Origin of the sequence: Tolypothrix sp. PCC 7601, assembly GCF_025677855.1 — a bacterium.
Taxonomy (GTDB): Bacteria; Cyanobacteriota; Cyanobacteriia; order Cyanobacteriales; family Nostocaceae; genus Aulosira; species Aulosira diplosiphon.
Window position 1 is genome coordinate 2,442,632 of the sequence record NZ_CP064879.1, and the last position, 18,695, is coordinate 2,461,326.

Annotated in this window: 16 protein-coding genes and 1 tRNA gene; 12 read left to right on the plus strand and 5 right to left on the minus strand. The window is 40.6% G+C overall.

Annotated elements, in window-relative coordinates:
• The first annotated feature begins 78 nt into the window (after window positions 1-78).
• The 3 genes from HG267_RS10245 (at window position 79) to HG267_RS10255 (ending at window position 2,055) form a co-directional block, all read left to right on the plus strand.
• A tRNA-Met gene (locus HG267_RS10245) sits at window positions 79-152 on the plus strand.
• Window positions 153-330: 178 nt separating this feature from the next.
• Window positions 331-1,623: an ISKra4 family transposase gene (locus tag HG267_RS10250; RefSeq protein ID WP_081583904.1), complete on the plus strand. Its 1,293-nt coding sequence runs from the start codon at window positions 331-333 to the stop codon at window positions 1,621-1,623.
• Between the two features lie 42 nt (window positions 1,624-1,665).
• Window positions 1,666-2,055 (plus strand): hypothetical protein, encoded by a 390-nt coding sequence (locus HG267_RS10255; protein ID WP_045868481.1) that lies wholly within the window; start codon window positions 1,666-1,668, stop codon window positions 2,053-2,055.
• A 406-nt stretch (window positions 2,056-2,461) separates the two neighbouring features.
• On the opposite strand, the gene HG267_RS10260 is transcribed toward HG267_RS10255, so the two are convergent.
• Window positions 2,462-3,496, minus strand: coding sequence for a zinc-dependent alcohol dehydrogenase family protein (locus tag HG267_RS10260; protein WP_045869503.1), 1,035 nt, complete (start codon window positions 3,494-3,496; stop codon window positions 2,462-2,464).
• 246 nt (window positions 3,497-3,742) lie between these two features.
• The gene (locus HG267_RS10265) at window positions 3,743-4,618 is read right to left on the minus strand and encodes an MBL fold metallo-hydrolase (protein WP_045869504.1); all 876 of its coding nucleotides are present in this window, start codon (window positions 4,616-4,618) and stop codon (window positions 3,743-3,745) included.
• 191 nt (window positions 4,619-4,809) lie between these two features.
• On the opposite strand from HG267_RS10265, the gene HG267_RS10270 reads away from it, so the two are divergent.
• Complete coding sequence (locus tag HG267_RS10270; protein WP_045869505.1) at window positions 4,810-6,315, plus strand: serine/threonine-protein kinase; 1,506 nt, start codon at window positions 4,810-4,812, stop codon at window positions 6,313-6,315.
• A 300-nt stretch (window positions 6,316-6,615) separates the two neighbouring features.
• Here HG267_RS10270 and HG267_RS10275 read toward each other — a convergent pair whose 3' ends face one another.
• Complete coding sequence (locus tag HG267_RS10275) at window positions 6,616-10,008, minus strand: efflux RND transporter permease subunit (RefSeq protein WP_045869506.1); 3,393 nt, start codon at window positions 10,006-10,008, stop codon at window positions 6,616-6,618.
• Between HG267_RS10275 and HG267_RS10280 the strand changes: the two genes are divergently transcribed.
• Window positions 9,944-10,087, plus strand: coding sequence for a hypothetical protein (locus tag HG267_RS10280; RefSeq protein WP_168160946.1), 144 nt, complete (start codon window positions 9,944-9,946; stop codon window positions 10,085-10,087). The genes HG267_RS10275 and HG267_RS10280 overlap by 65 nt on opposite strands.
• Before the next feature lie 101 nt (window positions 10,088-10,188).
• On the opposite strand, the gene HG267_RS10285 is transcribed toward HG267_RS10280, so the two are convergent.
• A complete protein-coding gene (locus HG267_RS10285) occupies window positions 10,189-11,550 on the minus strand; it encodes an efflux RND transporter periplasmic adaptor subunit (protein ID WP_081583962.1) in 1,362 nt (453 codons plus the stop codon).
• Between the two features lie 465 nt (window positions 11,551-12,015).
• On the opposite strand from HG267_RS10285, the gene HG267_RS10290 reads away from it, so the two are divergent.
• Window positions 12,016-12,492 (plus strand): MarR family winged helix-turn-helix transcriptional regulator, encoded by a 477-nt coding sequence (locus HG267_RS10290; protein WP_045869507.1) that lies wholly within the window; start codon window positions 12,016-12,018, stop codon window positions 12,490-12,492.
• A gap of 497 nt (window positions 12,493-12,989) precedes the next feature.
• Here HG267_RS10290 and HG267_RS10295 read toward each other — a convergent pair whose 3' ends face one another.
• Complete coding sequence (locus HG267_RS10295; RefSeq protein WP_045869508.1) at window positions 12,990-13,313, minus strand: hypothetical protein; 324 nt, start codon at window positions 13,311-13,313, stop codon at window positions 12,990-12,992.
• A gap of 229 nt (window positions 13,314-13,542) precedes the next feature.
• On the opposite strand from HG267_RS10295, the gene HG267_RS10300 reads away from it, so the two are divergent.
• The 6 genes from HG267_RS10300 to minE all read left to right on the plus strand — a co-directional run bounded on the left by HG267_RS10300 (window position 13,543) and on the right by minE (window position 18,665).
• Window positions 13,543-13,764: a hypothetical protein gene (locus tag HG267_RS10300; RefSeq protein ID WP_045869509.1), complete on the plus strand. Its 222-nt coding sequence runs from the start codon at window positions 13,543-13,545 to the stop codon at window positions 13,762-13,764.
• 114 nt (window positions 13,765-13,878) lie between these two features.
• On the plus strand, window positions 13,879-14,544 hold the full coding sequence (locus tag HG267_RS10305; protein ID WP_045869510.1) for a hypothetical protein: 666 nt from the start codon (window positions 13,879-13,881) through the stop codon (window positions 14,542-14,544).
• Window position 14,545: 1 nt separating this feature from the next.
• Complete coding sequence (locus tag HG267_RS10310) at window positions 14,546-15,877, plus strand: four-carbon acid sugar kinase family protein (RefSeq protein ID WP_045869511.1); 1,332 nt, start codon at window positions 14,546-14,548, stop codon at window positions 15,875-15,877.
• 779 nt (window positions 15,878-16,656) lie between these two features.
• Window positions 16,657-17,469 (plus strand): septum site-determining protein MinC, encoded by an 813-nt coding sequence (minC, locus tag HG267_RS10315; protein WP_045869698.1) that lies wholly within the window; start codon window positions 16,657-16,659, stop codon window positions 17,467-17,469.
• Window positions 17,470-17,513: 44 nt separating this feature from the next.
• On the plus strand, window positions 17,514-18,320 hold the full coding sequence (gene minD / locus HG267_RS10320) for a septum site-determining protein MinD (RefSeq protein ID WP_045869512.1): 807 nt from the start codon (window positions 17,514-17,516) through the stop codon (window positions 18,318-18,320).
• Window positions 18,321-18,353: 33 nt separating this feature from the next.
• Window positions 18,354-18,665 carry a cell division topological specificity factor MinE gene (gene minE, locus HG267_RS10325; protein ID WP_045869513.1) on the plus strand — a complete coding sequence of 104 codons (312 nt, stop codon included), beginning with the start codon at window positions 18,354-18,356 and terminating at the stop codon, window positions 18,663-18,665.
• Window positions 18,666-18,695: the final 30 nt, after the last annotated feature.

The following is an 18,695-nucleotide window of genomic DNA, read 5'->3' on the forward strand; positions in this document are numbered from 1 at the left end:
AAACAGAAAATTAATTTGCAATTGGACTAGAAATTGTGAAGTTTTTCTGCTATATTTAGAAATCATTGGATAAAGTAAGGCTCAGTAGCTCAGTTGGTTAGAGCACGGGACTCATAAGCCTGGGGTCGTCTGTTCAAGTCAGACCTGAGCCATAAAAAACTAAAATTAGTTAAGAGCGTATGATTCAATCACTGAATTCAGTGGTTGAACTAATGACGTTTAAATACCGAAATTGTTCATGCCCAAGGGGTGAACGAAAAAAAGTGTGGGAGAGGAGTTAGCGGACAAATTCCGCTAACATATCTGAGATGCCATAAAACCAAACTTCCCATGAACAACCACCAATCAATTCTGTCTCACATCAATGACACACTCCAGGACTTACCGGAGTGTCACCATTTAGAAGAATTTGTGGGCGAATTTTACAATATGTGGCTAAAATTAGGGAACTTTGTGCAACAAAGCTTATTCCAAGCCTTAATTGAAGAAAAAGAAGCCGAATACTCACATCCGAGAACTAAACGAGAAAAAAGATATTACACTCCATTAGGTGAAATGGTTGTTGTACGTAGAGCTTATGAGACAACAGATGGTATTAAAGTCAAAGTTGATGAAGAGTTAGGACTACCAAAAGATAAATGGCTACCAATGGTATTAGAATTAGCCTGTGCCTTGGGAGTTAGTAGTGAATTTCCAAATTCTCACTCCTTGTTTCAAAAATGGACAAGACTAGATTTGACACAAAAAACCTTAGCTAATCAAGTAGAAAAGACAGGAAATCAACTACAAACACAAGAGTTTCAGGTTCGATGTGAGCAAGACACTTCTTCACAGTTTGGAATTCCCAATCAAGAGCAGGAACCACCAGATTTATTATATGTGGGAGTTGATGGAGTCATGACTCCCTTGAATCAAAAACAAGGATATAAAGAAGCAAAAGTTGGTGTAATTTTCTGGAGTAAAGACCATCAAAAAGTTGGTAAAAAAAGAGGTGTTATACGTACTCGGGAATATGTAGCTACTTTAAAATCTCGGCCAGAATTTACTCAGAGAGTATCCCAGTTATATAATCAAGTAGCAGGTACAAAACCCACAAAAACCGTAGTAATTGGTGATGGCGCACATTGGATTTGGTCGATGGCATCAGAACAATTTCCAGGTTCGGTGGAAATTCTCGACTTTTTTCATCTCTCGGAATATGTGTGGGCAGTAGCGAAAGCAGCGTATCCAAATAACGAAGACTATCAATTGGATTGGGTAAAAACTCAACAACAATTACTAAAAAAATCACAATGGAATACAGTAATTGAAAATTGTCATCAATTCCCCAAAAAGAAGAAAGATTTAAAGGGAGCTATTACCGATTTAGAGCGTTATTTAACTAATAATCAGAGTCGGATTGATTATCACTCTTATTTAAAAGCTGGTTTAATGATTGGTTCGGGAGTGGTTGAAAGCTCCAATCGGCGTGTGGTTACACAAAGATTAAAACAAGCGGGAATGCATTGGTCTTTATTTGGAGCTGAAGGAGTTATGGCATTAAGGGCAGCATATTTAAGTAATTCAACTCGATGGTCAAATTTTTGGTCATCCAAATCTTACAATTACAGTCAGGTAGCGTAAAGTTTACGATAAAACTTGTCCTTTGAAGTTAGTACTTACATAGTGGTCAAAACAAGAGAACAGAATCTTTCAGATTTAGCACATAGAATAGAACAATTACAAGCCAAAAGAGAAGAAATCAACCAAGAAATCTCTACTCTTCTTAAGAGTGATGTAGCTGCTAATAGTTGTTGGATTGTTCGTTACCGCGCCAAAGGTAAGGGTGGCGCTTATTGGTATTACAAGTGGCAATCAGGAGAACCTATCTTTGTTACCAAAAATGGTAGCAAAAGTTGTCATCAATATATTGGTAAAGCAGGTAGTCCTGCTTTTTTAAAGGCAGTTGAGATGATGAAAAATCGGACAAAAATCGAAGCGTTAAACCAGGTGCTTCATACATTAGAACTAGGACTCAATGACCTAGTTGAAGAAGCGGCAAGATTTCAAAAATAATTCATACTCTCATAAGAGTTAACATCTATATGAGTCAGAGCTTAGTTAGCGTATGATGTACGCTAACTAAGCTCTTCCCCACACCTTTTTTCGTTCACCCATGCCCAAGAGAATTTATTTTTTGGGAATCCCTGAAAATTAGCGATCCAATACTACTCAATACTGCTCGGTTAAGGATTTTCAACTCGGAATTTGGTTTGGGGAAAAGGTGAAAGGGTAAGGGTTAAAGGTTTTTTCTTGCCCCTTTTACCCTTCCCCTTTTACCCTTCCCCGACAAGTATTGCAATACTACTCAGTTAAGCGTTTTGAACTCAAAATAGCTTTTGGGAAAAAGGTTAAAGGTTATTTCTTTCCCTTGAACCATTCCCCTTTTTCCCCTTAACCTAAAAGTATTGAGTAGCGATCGCTAAACGCTCACCATGACTTTAATAGCTTGGCGATCGTTCATCGCCTGATAGCCATCAGGAACGCCATTGATATCGACGGTAACGTCTAGGACTAGGGATGGATCGATTCTGTCAGCCAGGACATCAATCAACAGTTCTGGAATATAAGCACGTGCAGGAGCAACACCACCTCGCAATGTGATGTTGGACTGAAACATCCTCGACAAATTAATTGTCTCGCTACCATGAGGAACCCCGACATAGCCAATCGCTCCACCTGGGCGACAAATACCGATCGCTGTTTTCATTGAGGATTCTGTACCAACACACTCGAGAACTGATTCAGCACCGCCTTTTGTCATTTCTTGCACTTCTTGAATAGCTTGTTCGTCCCGGCTGCTGACAAAATCTGTTGCGCCAAATTTACGCGCGATCGCCAGCCGATTCTCATGCCGACCAAGCATTATAATTCTTGCGGCTCCTAATCGGTGAGCAGCTAACACCCCGCACAGCCCCACGGCTCCATCACCAATGACCGCGACTGTGCTTCCTGGTTTTACGCCTGCTGATACTGCTGCATGGTGTCCTGTGGACATCACATCCGTTAGCGGTAAAATCTTCTTGAGCATGGCAGCATCATTTTCCACAGCATCAGGAATTTTTACCAGCGTACCATCAGCAAACTGGGCGCGAACAGCTTCAGCTTGTCCGCCATCATTTTTACCACCCCAAAAACCGCCCTGTAGACAAGAAGTTTGCAGGTTTTTGCCGCAAAATTCACAAGCACCATCAGAAAAAGCAAACGGAGCTAAAACGCGATCGCCCCGCTTGAAATTTCGCACCTCCGATCCCACCTCTTCGACAATCCCCATCCATTCATGTCCAGTACGCCATCCTGGTTGCCATTGGTCTTTACCTTGATAAAACCACAGATCCGATCCACAGATACAAGCATGAGTAATCCGCACGATCGCATCTGTTGGCTGTTGAATTTGCGGATCGGGAACATTCTCCACCCGCACATCACCTGCTCCGTAATACACAGTTGCTTTCATAATCTACCTTGCACTAGTTTTGGATGACATTTCCACTCACTGTCTCGCAATCAAGCTGTAAAATCCTCCTCATTTAGAGAGGTTTTCGGCTAAATTCAATACAAATAGACAATTGTGAAAGGCTTCCTAGCGAAATCACAGATTAAGGCGAGAAATTTGGTAATTGGTAATTGGTAATTGGTAATTGGATTATTATTAATTACCGAAAGATGGAGATAAAGCTACGAATTACGAATTAGTAATTATTTATTTAACTGCTTCCATCAACTCAATACATTTGTGCATTTGCTGGTGCATAGTCTCAACATCAGCGTGAAATCTCCTTCCATGACCTGGTAACACCCATTCAAATGAGTAATTAGCTAATTTCCGCATTGATTTAATTTGCTCTGTCCAAGAATACCAACAGAAATCGCGAAATGCATTCAATTGATGTAAGTTTTCTGACCAAGCAAGATGGTCACCAGTAAACATAAACTTATTTTTATAGAGTAGAACTGTATGCCCTTTTGAGTGACCAGGAACTGGGATAATTAATATATCCTCAGTCAAAGTAAATGGTTCTACTCCAGTTAATTGTATTTCCACATTGCGAGTATCTGCCGAAATATCATCAGCGTGCAGAATGCGTTGACATTGAAAATGCTCTGCAAACTTTTGATGATCGGCAATATCATCTCTGTGAGTCAAATACATATAACGAATGCCGCCCATCTCTTCTAAACGCTTGATCAAAGGCGGTGTGAATCTAGGTGAATCTACTAAAATATTGCCTTCAGGATGTTGAATAAAATAACTAGCTGCGGCATAAGATTTTTCTGAATGATAGCCACAGTGGTAAACATTTTTCTCAACTAAAATCGGAAAAGTTTCTTGAGCATTTTTAATATCTTGTGGCTTTTCAACTGTACCAATAGAGCTAGTAGGACAGGCTAAAAGTGCTTGCAGCGCTGCTAATCTTTCTTTTTCATTTGTAGGTTGATGATAAACTGCTGACTGTTCATCAGCACGATAAAATACTTCGGGAGTCATCCAGCGACAGGTATCACAATCAATACAGCTAGAATCTACATAAAAATCGCCGTTGACATTTTCGGTGCGACGCAGTTTTAAATTAGCCATGTTATACCCCTGTATCCCTTAGCGAATAGCTCAGGAAAAATAAACCTTATATCACCACGCTAGCAAAATTTACCTTAGACAATCCCAGTCACTAGAAGTAAATTTGTCCAAAAACTTTGGTGGTATCTCAACCCAGCAAATAGAAATGGGAAAACTTAACATATACACACTCTGCTAATATCTACCCAGATATGCTTTACTGTCCTAATCCTAATTGCTCAAATCCCTTTAATCCTGATAGCAATAAGTTTTGTCTTCGCTGTGGACAAATTCTTACACCTCTATTCCGTAATCGTTTCCGTGTGATTAAACTTTTGGGTGAGGGTGGATTTGGTAAGACTTATGAAGCCAGAGATGTGGATAAGATGGATGAACCTTGCGTGATTAAGCAATTTTTTCCACAAGTGGAAGGAACAGCAGCATTAGAGAAAGCAACCGAATTGTTTAAGCAAGAGGCGAAGCGTTTGTATGATTTGGGAGAACATCCACAAATTCCCCGCCTCATTGCTTATTTTGAACAGGATCAGCGTTTGTATCTCGTACAAGAGTTTATTGATGGTCACAATTTACTACAAGAATTACAGCAGCAGGGAACATTTAGTGAAGCGAAGATAATACAGCTTTTAAAGGATTTATTACCAGTTCTTCAATTTATCCATGAGCAAGGAGTAATTCATCGAGATATCAAGCCAGAAAATATTATGCGTCGCCATAAAGATGGTCAGTTAATGCTAATTGATTTTGGCGTTTCTAAACAAGCTACCGGAACAATTATTGGTAAAGTGGGAACTACTGTTGGTACACATGGCTATGCACCATTAGAGCAAATGCGTGGTCAGGTATTTCCTGCTAGTGACCTTTACAGCTTGGGTGTAACTTGTATTAGGTTATTAACCGGCTCTTTTCCAAAAGCTGACGGTTATGATGAACTTTATGATGCGTTAAATGGAAAATGGATATGGAAAGAAAGTCTCTTAGAAACTAATTTAATTAGTCAAGATTTCGCTAATATATTAGATACTTTAATTCATGATTATATTAATAATAGGTATCAAACTGCTGTGGAATTAATAGAAGCTATCAATATTCATAAATTACCCGGAAATAAAAAAATAATATTAGAACTTAATAATTCTCAATCTTTTGGTTCAAACGCCAATAATGTTAAAGTCTCTGGGGTTACCCCTCATCTCAACTTACTAGCAAAAGAGGATTATAGCAGACTTGATAATTTACTAAAATCTAGTAGATGGGAAGATGCAAATGAAGAAACTTTTGATATTCTATTAAAGCTAGCGGGTCGAGAGAAACAAGGTTCGCTGTATGTAAATGATATTCAGGAACTTTCTTGCCAGGATTTGCAATTCATCGACAGGCTTTGGGTTGAATACAGTGATAGCAAATTTGGTTTAAGTATACAAAAGCAAATATGGTTAAATATAAATGGTAAAAAAGAGCCAGATACAGAAGATTGGTGTCGTTTTGGATATGAAGTAGGATGGCTAAAACGAAAAATACTAAGGAAAACATTATTATTTTTTGCTGATTTATTTTCTGAAGATAACCCTGTGTGGTTTGAAGAACTAAACTTTTCTATAAAAGCTCCAAAGGGTCATTTACCATGCTTTAAAAGCATTGGCATAACATCATCTATAGTAAATTTAATTTTACTACGTTGTGAAGACTGTGGATTGTAAATAAACGGCATATTTTCTAATCACTCTAAATTTGCTTAGAGACTATTTATAAAGTAAATCTTAAGTAGGGTGTGTTACGGCTATGAAAGGATTTCGGACACAGAGACAATGATATTTAGCCGTAACGCACCGTCGCGTAGATGGTGCGTTAGGCGCTAGGATAGTTATTTCGTGACAAATTATATTGAAAGTCAGCGCCTAACACACCCTACAGTAATTTTATTTTTACTTTATAAATAACCTCTTACAAATTTAAAGTGATTATCTGTAATAATTTAAATGAACATAATTAGATTCTAATCATAATACTTCTGCCTTTTCTTGTTCTTGTTTAACTTTATCTTTCTGCTTTCTACCTTTATTATTCAACCGCTTCCGCAATGACTCCATGTATGTGTAGAAAACTGGAGTGATATAAAGCGTTAGTAATTGCGAGAACAATAAACCACCAACAACTGCTAAACCTAAAGGACGGCGAGATTCTGCACCTGCGCCTAAACCAAGCGCAATTGGTAGAGTACCCATTAATGCTGCCATTGTGGTCATCATAATGGGACGGAAACGGACTACACAAGCTTCATAGATGGCATCAAACGGCGTTTTACCTTGATTTTTCTGGGCATCCATTGCAAAGTCAATCATCATAATGCCGTTTTTCTTAACGATACCAACTAGCATGATAATGCCGACAAAAGCGTAGATATTTAAATCAACTCCAAATACCATTAAGGTGATTAATGCACCAAATCCTGCTGAAGGTAAGCTAGAAAGAATTGTAATCGGGTGGATAAAATCTTCGTAGAGAATTCCCAACACAATGTAAATTACTAAAATTGCAATTATTAGTAAAAATCCCAAGCTAGAAAGCGAAGATTGAAATACCTGTGCTGTACCTTGAAAGCTAGTACTAATAGTTGGTGGTAATGTTTCACGAGCTAGTTGTTCAATCTTTCCGGTAACATTTCCTAAAGAAACTTCAGGTTTGAGGTTAAAGGAAATAGTCACAGCAGAAAGTTGTCCGTAATGGTTAACTGTTAATGGCCCAACACCTTTACTAAGTGTTGCTACAGCATTTAAAGGTACTTCTTGACCACTAGTCGAACGAACTGTTAATAAATCAAGGTCATTGGGACTTAACTGATACTGGGGATCTACTCCCATTATTACTTGATATTGACCATCAGATGCATAGATAGTGGAAACTTGGCGAGTACCATAAGCATTATTTAAAGTGCTTTCAATTTGATTGGCTGTTAAACCCAAAGTTGAGGCTTGTTCGCGATTAACTTGGACGTTAATTTGGGGATTTTTGATTTGCAAGTCGCTATTCACATCTTGTAATTCTGGCATTTGTCGCAACTTTGTTTCCAAAGCTGGCGCGTATTGATATAAATCTTGTAAATTCGGGCTAGAAAGTCCAAATTGATAAAGCGCTTTTGTTTGCTGTCCACCAAGACGAATAGATGGCGGGTTTTGAACAAATGCTCTAATTCCGGGAATTCCTGTTAGTTTAGGACGTAGTTCATTCGCTATTTTATCAGCACTTTCGTGGCGTTGGGAATGGGGTTTTAATTTTACGAAAATACGTCCAGCATTAGATGTGGAATTGGCTCCACCCGCACCTACACTAGAGTTAATTGCTTCTACATTAGGGTTGCGGCGGACAATATTTGCTATGACTTGTTGATGTTTCACCATCTCATCAAAGGAAATATCTTGAGCCGCTTCTGTATTGACACTTAACTGTCCAGTATCATCATTGGGAATAAAGCCTTTAGGAACAACAATAAATAAATATATGGTTGCAACTAAAATCGCGCCTGAAAGTATCATCGTTGTACGGTGATATTTCATTGATAGTTTCAGGGTGGCTTCATAAGCGCGTAGCATGGTATCAAATACCCACTCAGAAGCATTATAAAGACGACGTTTCCAATTTTTAGCTTTCTGTTTTTGGGATTTATTTATTTGATGTCCATTACCATCATTGGAGATGGCGTGACCATTTTCTACATGATGATTTCCATTGCTTGATGTAACATGGCCATTGCCTGTATTATCAAATCCATCTGGGGATAAAGTATGACCATTTTCTGTGTGATTAAATCCATCATTAGAGATGACATAATCACTTTCTAAATCATGAGGTCCATTGCTGGATATAGTATGACCATTATTTAGATGATGTCCATTTTCTGAATGTTGATGCTCACCTTCATGCTTGAGAAAACGACTACAAAGCATTGGTGTCAGGGTAAGGGATATAAATCCAGATACTAAAATTGAAACGCTAATAGTAACAGCAAACTCACTGAATAGCCTTCCTAAAATTCCACCCATAAACATGATGGGAATAAATACAGCTACTAGAGAAATGGTCATTGATAAAATGGTAAATCCAATTTCTTTAGAACCGTTGAGGGCAGCTTCCAGGCGATTTTCGCCCATTTCCATGTGACGCACAATGTTTTCTAACATTACTACTGCGTCGTCTACCACAAAGCCAACAGCCAGAGTAAGCGCCATTAAGGACAGGTTATCTAGAGAGTAACCTAGTAATAGCATTACCCCAAAAGTTGCTACTAGCGATAAAGGTACTGCCAAGCTGGGAATGATGGTAGCTGAGATGTTACGTAAAAAGAGAAAAATAACCAAAACTACCAAGCAAATTGTCAGGAATAAGGTAAATTTGACATCATTTACTGACTCGCGAATTGATTGGGAGCGGTCATATAAAATTGTCATATCTACCGCCGCCGGAATTTGCTCACGGAAGCTCGGTAAAATCTTTTTAATTCCGTCTACAACTGCTACAGTATTACTTCCTGGTTGCCTTTGAATTGCTAAGACAATTGCTCGTGTGCCGTTAAACCAACTAGCTACTTTATCGTTTTCTACGCTATCAAATACTTTACCTAATTCTCCTAATTGAACAGGCGCGCCGTTGCGATAAGAAACCACTAAAGAACGGTAAGCTTCAGCATTGTTCAATTGCCCATTTGACTCAATAGTGAAGTTTTGATTTTTGCCGTAAAGGTTACCAGTCGGTAAATTAGAATTCCCTTGAGAAACAGCAGTTGCTACTTCATCAATCCCCAAACCTTTCGCGCTTAAAGATTGAGGATCAAGGTAAATTCGCACCGCGTACTTTTGCGAACCATAAACCTGTACCTGCGCTACTCCATCAACCATTGATAGACGCTGCGCTAGTATCGTTTCCCCGTATTTATCAACTTCCGATAAGGGCAAAGCTGATGAGCTTAAAGCTACATACAAAATAGGTGAATCTGCCGGGTTGACTTTGCGGTATGATGGCGGATTCGGCATACTACTTGGTAACTGGCGCGCTGCTTTGGCGATCGCAGATTGCACATCTTGAGCCGCACTATCTATATCCCGACTCAAGTTGAATTGCAGCGTAATCTGTGCCGAACCCAGAGAACTTGTAGAGTTCATCGAATCCAGACCAGCAATACTGGAAAATTGCTGTTCTAATGGCGTTGCGACTGACGAAGCTACTGTCTCAGGACTAGCTCCTGGTAAGCTAGCCGATACCTGAATTGTGGGAAAATCCACCGTAGGCAAGTCACTCACTGGCAACAATTGATAACTCATTAGGCCAAACACCATGATGGCTAGCATCACCAGTGTGGTCATTATCGGTCGGCGGATGAATAACGCAGAGATGTTCATGGGGTGGGGATTGGGGATTGGGGATTGGGATGAGGGAGATGAGGAAGATGAGGGGGATGAGGGAGCAGGGGAAAAATAAATTTTGGCTCTTGTACAGACGCGATTCATCGCGTCTGTTTGTCTCTTTGACCCTTGACTCTTGAGTATAAAAGTATAAATATTTACAACAAAAAACTTATATTAAGGGCTTTGATTTCCTTGGTTGGCGCTTCCTGTTCTTTGTCCAGTGCCTACTGCTTGCTTAATTTGGACTTTGGCTTTGGGTCTAAGGTTAAATTGTCCGTCTGTAACGACTTGTTCGCCTTCTTTTAAACCTTCTTGAATGACTGATTCATTGCCAACAGCATTACCCACAACGACGGGACGCATATCTACAGTTTGATCGGCAGGGTTCAATACATAGACAAACTGCCCTTTTTGTCCTGTCTGGATGGCTGTGGTTGGAACAACTATGGCGTTGGGTTCTTGGGTGAGTCTGACAACAACATTCACAAATTGACCTGGCGATAAGCGTCCGTCGCTGTTGGTAAAGCTGCTTTTGAGTTGAATCGTTCCAGTGGTGGGATCTACACCACTATCTATAAAGGAAAGTTCGCCATGTTCGGGACGCTGTTCATCCTTGGGGATGTAGGCATCAACTTGTATTTTTCCCTGTGCCCGATATTTGTTGAGTTCTGGCAGTAAGCGTTGCGGTAGGGAAGTTGTCACGTAAATTGGGCTAATTTGGCTGATTGTCACTAAGGGATTGGTGTCATTATCTTTTACTAAGTTGCCCTGATTGACTTTCAAGCTGCCTGTACGTCCGGTAATTGGTGAATAAATCGAACTATAGGAAAGGGTGATTTTAGCGCTGTCAATTGCTGCGTCTGCGGCTGTAACTGTGGCTTTAGCGTTATTTAAATCGGCTTTTGCCGCATCTACTGCGGCCACGGCATTGCTAATACCTTCGTTATCTGCAATTACTGTGGCTTTTTGAGCATCCGATGCGGTGCGAAATTGGTCTGCTTGCTCTTTGCTAATTGCGCCTTGGCTCAACAGCGTACCATATCGTTGTGCTTGAACTTGGGCGTTTTTGGCTTGGGTTTGGTCTTTGAGGAGATTTGCTTTAGCTTGATTAACTTGCGCTACAGCCTTTGAGAGGTTAGCTTGCGCTTGTTTTACCTGTGCGATCGCTTTTTCTTTATTGGCTTGCGCTTGCATTAACGCCGCTTCTTGCGGTCGAGAATCTATTTTGAATAATAGTTGCCCTTTTTTAACATTCTGCCCTTCTTGGAAATAAACGCCTGTGAGTGGCCCAGCAACTTGTGACTTTACCCCTACAGTCGAATACGCCACGACGGTTCCGGTTTGTCGTAACTCAACAGGTATAGTTTTACGCGTGACTGTCGCTACTACAACAGGTACAGCGCGCTGCTGATTTTTGCCTTGTTGCTTATTAGACTGTGCCTCGGTAGCCGTACAACCACATACAGCAATTAAGCTCAATAGCAAGATGTTTCTACCGATCTGTTTTGGTATTAATGGTAAAAGTCCTGGCAACATATATTTTTGCGTATTTAAAGAAAGTCTAGTCTTGAAATTACGAGATAAATATCTCATCCTGACTAGCAGCAGCATTAATTTTGAGCCTCTCAATAAAGGTTTAACAGATATTTGAAAAATACAAACACAATATTAGCTAAAATTAATTAGCTTTGCTAACTGTTAGCGTAACATCTATCTTGAGGAATATTTTTGGATTTGTCATTTGTCATTTGTAAGAGGTAGCAGGAAATTCCCATAATTAATAAGGAATCTGCTAATCCAATACTGCTCGGTTAAGGATTTTCAAATCGGAATTTGGTTTGGGGAAAAGGTGAAAGGGTAAGGGTTAAAGGTTTTTTCTTGCCCCTTTTCCCCTTCCCCTTTTACCCTTAACCAAAAAGTATTGTCTGCTAATCTTCTTTAATCTCTTGCGTTCTCATCCATTTGTCTCAGTACTTTCTGTCCATGAGGACGATGCAAATTATGAATACCAAAAAACTAGCTACAGAAATCACACCAGAGCAATGCGCTGCCAAAATGATGGAAACTATTCCCACAATCATCAAGTTCTTTCGCGCAGAAATGAGACGGAATGCTTCATTCTTGCCAGAATCGCTTTCTATTCCGCAGTTTCGGACGCTTGCTTTCCTCGATCGCAATCCTGGTGCTTCTCTTTCGCAAGTTGCAGAAAATTTAGGTGTAACTAGGGCTACAGCCTCAAATTTGACAGACCGTCTAGTACAGAAGAATTTGGTTAGTAGAGTAGAGAATCCTCAAGAACGTCGTCATGTTCTCCTGAATTTAACTGAGACAGGTAAGTATCATCTGCAACAGGTTAGGGCGTTGACAAGTGCGAGAATTGCTTCTGTATTGGCTAATCTACCAGAAGAGCAAATCCAAAGTGTAGCGGCAGGATTAACAGCGCTGAGTAGTATTTTTGAAGATTTAATTACTGAATAAAGCTAATTTAATAAGTAGAGCGGTGCAATTACAGATAGTTGGTAATTGGTAATTGGTAATTGGTAAGGGTTTCAAGTCTAATATCGGTTGTGTAACATAGTTAGATTTATTTCTACCGACTGATTTAGTTACAATTTTTGGCTGGCGATACAATCACTTGCGAAAAAAATTTGTAGTATGCCATTGACACAATGTAGGGTTTGTATTACAAATGTAATATAGATACTAAAAAATCTTTCCGGTTTGAAATCAATACAGATATCACTTTTGGGATTGTATCTTGGCAATTTCTCTTTGCACTATCAAATTATTGGGGCCGCGATTGGTGTTCGACTGCTCTGAAACCAACAAACGGACAGCTGCAGGCTTTGGGTTCGATTCCCAACGGTTCCACTTGGAGTAATTCGTAATTCGTAATTTGTAATTCGTAATTAAAAGACAAAGCGATCACAATGCTTTATATGTGATGAGAATGGGAAATCTAATTCTCGATGCACTCATAAATTATCAGGCGATGCAATCGTAATGTGACTCGATACATTGGCATTGTCAGGTGATGCAATCGTAATGTGACCGGATGCATTGGCATTGTCAGGCGATACAATCGTAATGCGACCCGATGCATTGGCATTGTCAGGTGATGCAATCGTAATGTGACCGGATGCATTGGCATTGTCAGGCGATACAATCGTAATGCGACCCGATGCATTGGCATTGTCAGGCAATACAATCGTAATGCGACCGGATACATTGGCATTGTCAGGCAATACAATCGTAATGCGACCCGATGCATTGGCATTGTCAAGCGATACAATCGACATTCGACTTGCTGCGATCGCAATCTTATTCTCAGAAGTAAAATACGTTTTAAGTTTGCAAACAGTCCCTAGTCCCCATTTTTAAGACAATTACGGGATGTCCTGAGAAATTGCGAATGGTTAAGCTCAAGCTTCATCTGTACGCAGAAAATGATGATAAATGATGTGAAGAAAATTTACGGCAGATGAAGCCGATTGCTCACTAATTAGATTCAGAACAAGCCGAGTAACAATGAAAGCACATCGAATTGAAACAACCTTAACTGAAGACGGAACTTTGCTCATCAAAGACTTACCATTTCAGGCTGGGGAAGCTGTGGAAATTATCATTTTAGAAAGCCACACTCATAGCCAAAAAGCGAATCCTTATCCTTTGCGTGGTAAAGAACCGTACCGTTATGACGATCCTTTTGAACCTGCTGTGTGTTTAGAAGATTGGGGAGTATTGCAATGATCGTATTGGTGCAAACTCTTAAATAAATATCAACAACGTTTCTCATCCCATCATCTACGCCAAACCCGACTACAATATATACGCAACTCGCGCTTCCTTAAGGAGTATCCAGCAGTGCAGCCGGATTTATTAGGTTTGGAAATTAGTAAAGGAGAATTGAGACGCTTGACTGGATTCGATCCAGAAGACGTTTTCCGACCTTCCATTATGGCAGACCGCGAGAAGCGATTGGGGTTTTTTATGAATGAGGGGTTGGTGGCGCTGGCGCTAACGCCGATTATTGTGGGGGGAATTTATGCTTTTATTATTCTGCCAACTATTGGTTCTTCGATTAAATTAGGCATTCTGTTATTAATTTTAGTGCCGATTGCAGTGATCATTGGGCGATCGCTCTGGCGAAAATTCACTTGTCCCCAAGGGTTGACAATCCTTTTAGATGAAGTCGATAAATATCATTCTGTAATCAATGCTATCGATATTAACGACCAATTAGCAACATCCGGTAATACCCACAGCATCAATGACAGAGATAAAGTGATCTCCGCATTACAACTGATTCGCGAAGATTTAGTTCGGGCTTTAAAAACCGAACGAATTTTACGGGATAATAAAAAATTGCTTGCTAATAATCAAGAGTTATTTGTCAATAATTTAGCCAATCTCCAAGCCTTGCAAGTAAGTAGTCAGGCTGGGGATTACGCTGAATTTCTCAATCAATCATTGCAGATTGCTTTAGATGTGCAAGCAGAAATTAGCAAATTACAGTCTCCCCGACGTTGACATGACAAACAAACCAAAAATTATTGTCCTGGATGATGATCCTACGGGTTCCCAAACAGTCCACAGTTGTTTGCTGCTGATGCATTGGGATGTGGAGACTTTACGCCTGGGTTTGCGAGATGATTCACCAATTTTCTTTATTTTGACAAATACGCGATCGCTCCCACCAGAATCAGCTGCATCTGTAACTAAAGAAGTCTGCCAAAATTTAAAAGTAGCGTTACAAGCCGAAAATATTACTGACTTTTTGGTGGTTAGCCGTTCTGATTCGACTTTACGAGGACATTATCCCATCGAAACAGATGCGATCGCTCAAGAACTCGGCCCTTTTGATGCTCATTTTCTCGTCCCGGCATTTTTTGAAGGGGGACGCATCACTATCGATAGCATCCACTATTTAATCATTGATGGTAAACCTAAGCCAGTGCATGAAACTGAGTTTGCTCGTGATTCAGTCTTCAGCTACCATCACAGTTATTTACCGAAATATGTAGAAGAAAAAACTCAAGGACAAATCAAGGCTGAGTCTGTCACCAGGTTCTTGCTAGATGATATCCGTGCAGGTAGTTTGCAGAGGTTGTTACAACTTAGCGGTAATCAGTGCGTTGTTGTTGATGGCGAAACCCAAGCCGACCTCAACACCTTTGCATCTGATATTCTAACAGCCGCCAGTCAGGGAAAACGCTTTTTATTCCGCAGTGCTGCCAGTATCTTAACTGCTTTGGCTGCCTTACCTCCCCAACCCATAGCTGCCGAAAATATGGCAGAGTATGTACGTGATGGTAAACCAGGTGCAGTAATTGTTGGTTCCCACGTCAAGAAAACGACGCAACAGCTAGAAGCATTATTACAAGCAGATGGCACAGAGGGAATTGAAGTCGATGTGGCGCGATTACTTAATGATGACGAGAATCAATCTGCTACACTACTAACCGAAATCCTGGAAAGTATCAAGACGGTACATGAAGCTGGCAAAACACCAGTAGTTTATACCAGCCGTCAAGAACTTACCTTTGAGGATGTTAATACCAGGCTAGAGTTTGGCAAAAGAGTTTCTGCTTTGTTAATGGATATTGTTAGGGGTTTACCATCTGATATAGGATTCTTAATCAGCAAAGGCGGCATTACCTCTAATGATGTTTTAAGTACCGGACTGGCTTTAACTTCAGCCCGGTTAATGGGTCAAATTTTAGCTGGTTGTTCGATGGTGCTAACACCCTCAGACCATCCCCAATTTCCCAATTTGCCAGTAGTATTATTTCCTGGTAATGTTGGCGATGCTGATGCCTTGGCAACAAGTTATCGCAGATTGGTGAAGAAGGGGGAAGGGTGAAAGGGGGAAGGGTGAAAGGTGAAAGGGGAAGGGGGAAGAATATATGTATATCTTCGCTACTACAAGCTACTTGTAGGTTCTTTATAAGTAGAGGTAGTGCGCGCTGGGGATGATGAATATTTTAATTTCATACTTCATACTTCATCCTTCTTCTGATATACTCTGCACTCAGTAGTTTCTGGGGTGAGGATGTTATTGCGCGTTGCAACTAATCTATTATTGATCGTTGCTCAGTTTGTTCTTTGTTTTTTGGCTGGTGCTGTATGACTTCTGATTCTGCCGATTTAGAGTCAAATTCTGCACTTTCTGATGCAGATTCACAATCTAACCTCTCTCGTATAGAGTTAAATTCTATTCTTCCAGACGCAGAACTAAATTCTGTTCTTCAGTATTTAAAGACACATTCTGCTACCTCAAAGTTGCATAACTCTGAGGATGAGGTAAATTCTATACCTAATAATGTGGAATCAAATTTAGAACACCCTGATGAGGAGGTAAATTCTGCACCTGCTGATGAGGTAGCGAATTTAGAAACCCTGGATGGAGATGCAAATTCTCCATCTACAGAAGCGATTACCAACTCAGAAAATTCTGAGGGGGAAACTAATGCTGTGACTCCAGAAGCGATTGCCAACTTAGAAAATCCTGAGAGGGAAACCAATGCTGTGACTCCAGAAGCGATTGCCAACTCAGAAAATTCTGAGGGGAAAACCAATGCTGTGACTCCAGAAGCGATCGCCAATGCAGAAAATCCTGATAAAGCGGAAAATTCTGCTATTATGTCAGATTTAGACTCAATTTCTACCCTGTCGGATTTAGATGACCTAGAGTCACCATCACCAGACAATAAAGCCAAAAATGATCTCCAAGTCCAATGGAAAACTGAGGAGGGAAGACTATTATTAATTTTACCGACCGAAGCACAAGTACCTGCTGCAGAATTTAACTGGTATGAAATTTGGCAACAGATGCGCCAACGCTTACAAGCAGATCGCTTCCGCGTACCAAATACACCAGTGCATCTACTAGCAAAAGACCGCTTGTTAGATAGCAGACAACTGCAAGAACTAGCAGAGGTCTTAAATGAAATCCAACTCCAGCTAAAATCTGTGGCTACCAGTCGCCGTCAAACTGCGATCGCAGCTGTTTCCTCTGGCTATTCTGTAGAACAGTTACCACTAGAAACTTCCTTAAGTTCAGAACCAAAAGTTGTACCAACTCCTTTGGCAGATGCACTTTATTTAGAAATGACAGTACGTTCTGGTGTAGAAATTCGCCATGCCGGAAGCGTCATTATCTTGGGAGATTTAAATCCAGGTGGTATCGTAGTTGCAGATGGAGATATTTTAGTGTGGGGAAGGTTACGTGGCATCGCCCATGCTGGTGCTAGTGGCAATCGCGAGTGTTTGATTATGTCCCTGCAAATGGAACCAACCCAACTGCGGATTGCCGATGCTGTAGCCAGGGCCCCAGAAAAGTCGCCTACACAGTTTTCACCTGAAGTAGCGCACATGACATCGCAAGGCATTCGCATCGCTAGGGCTATTGATTTTTCCCGAAGTCAATTAAATAGGATGAATCTGGAGCCATAAGTAATTACTATATTTTCTAAACCCTAATTGAGCGTGTTTCGATCATGACTCGCATTATTGTCATTACCTCCGGTAAAGGAGGAGTGGGTAAAACCACAGTTTCAGCAAATTTAGGCATGGCGATCGCAAAAATTGGTCGTCAAGTAGCCTTAGTTGATGCGGATTTTGGACTGAGAAATTTAGACTTGCTGCTAGGACTAGAAAACCGCATTGTGTATACGGCGGTAGAAGTTCTCGCTAGAGAATGTCGCTTAGAACAAGCCTTAGTCAAAGATAAGCGGCAAACAAATCTTGTACTCTTACCAGCCGCCCAAAATCGTACCAAAGAATCAGTTACCCCCGACCAAATGAAATTATTGGTGAACGCACTGGCCCAAAAGTACCAGTACGTGATCATCGATAGCCCGGCGGGTATTGAAATGGGATTCAAAAATGCGATCGCACCCGCAAAAGAAGCCCTGATTGTCACCACTCCAGAAATTTCTGCTGTTCGTGATGCTGACCGTGTAGTTGGGTTATTAGAAGCACAAGGCATTAAGCGAATCCATCTAATAATCAACCGCATCAGACCCGCAATGGTGCGAGCCAATGATATGATGTCTGTTCAAGATGTTCAGGAACTTCTTGCCATCCCTTTAATTGGAGTCATCCCTGACGACGAGCGTGTGATTGTTTCTACCAACCGTGGCGAACCTCTAGTACTCTCAGAAAACCCCTCTATAGCTGCCACCGCCTTCGAGAACATTGCACGGAGATTAGAAGGGGAAACCGTCGATTTTCTTGAACTCGACTCACATCACGACAACATTTTTACTCGTTTGAGAAAGTTGTTGTGGACAAAACTTGCTTAACCATATTTTCCCGTCTCCGCAGACCTACTAGCAATGATTCTCGAACTACTAGAAAGACTTTTTGTTCGTTCACCAGATACCAGTCGTACCCACGTTAAACGCCGCCTGCAATTGGTGATAGCCCACGATCGCGCCGACATCGACCCCCAGAAATTAGAAAAAATGCGAGAAGAAATCCTAGAGATTGTCTGTCGCTATGTAGAAGTTGATACAGAGGGGTTGGAGTTTTCTTTAGAAAGTAACCAAAGAACCACAGCTTTGATTGCCAACTTACCCATTCGGAGAGTTAAAGAATCTGAAAATGAAGAAGAAGAATTAGAAAGTAGCGAAACAACGTTTTTATAGTTGTTCATTTAGTATTTTTTTATTTGATAG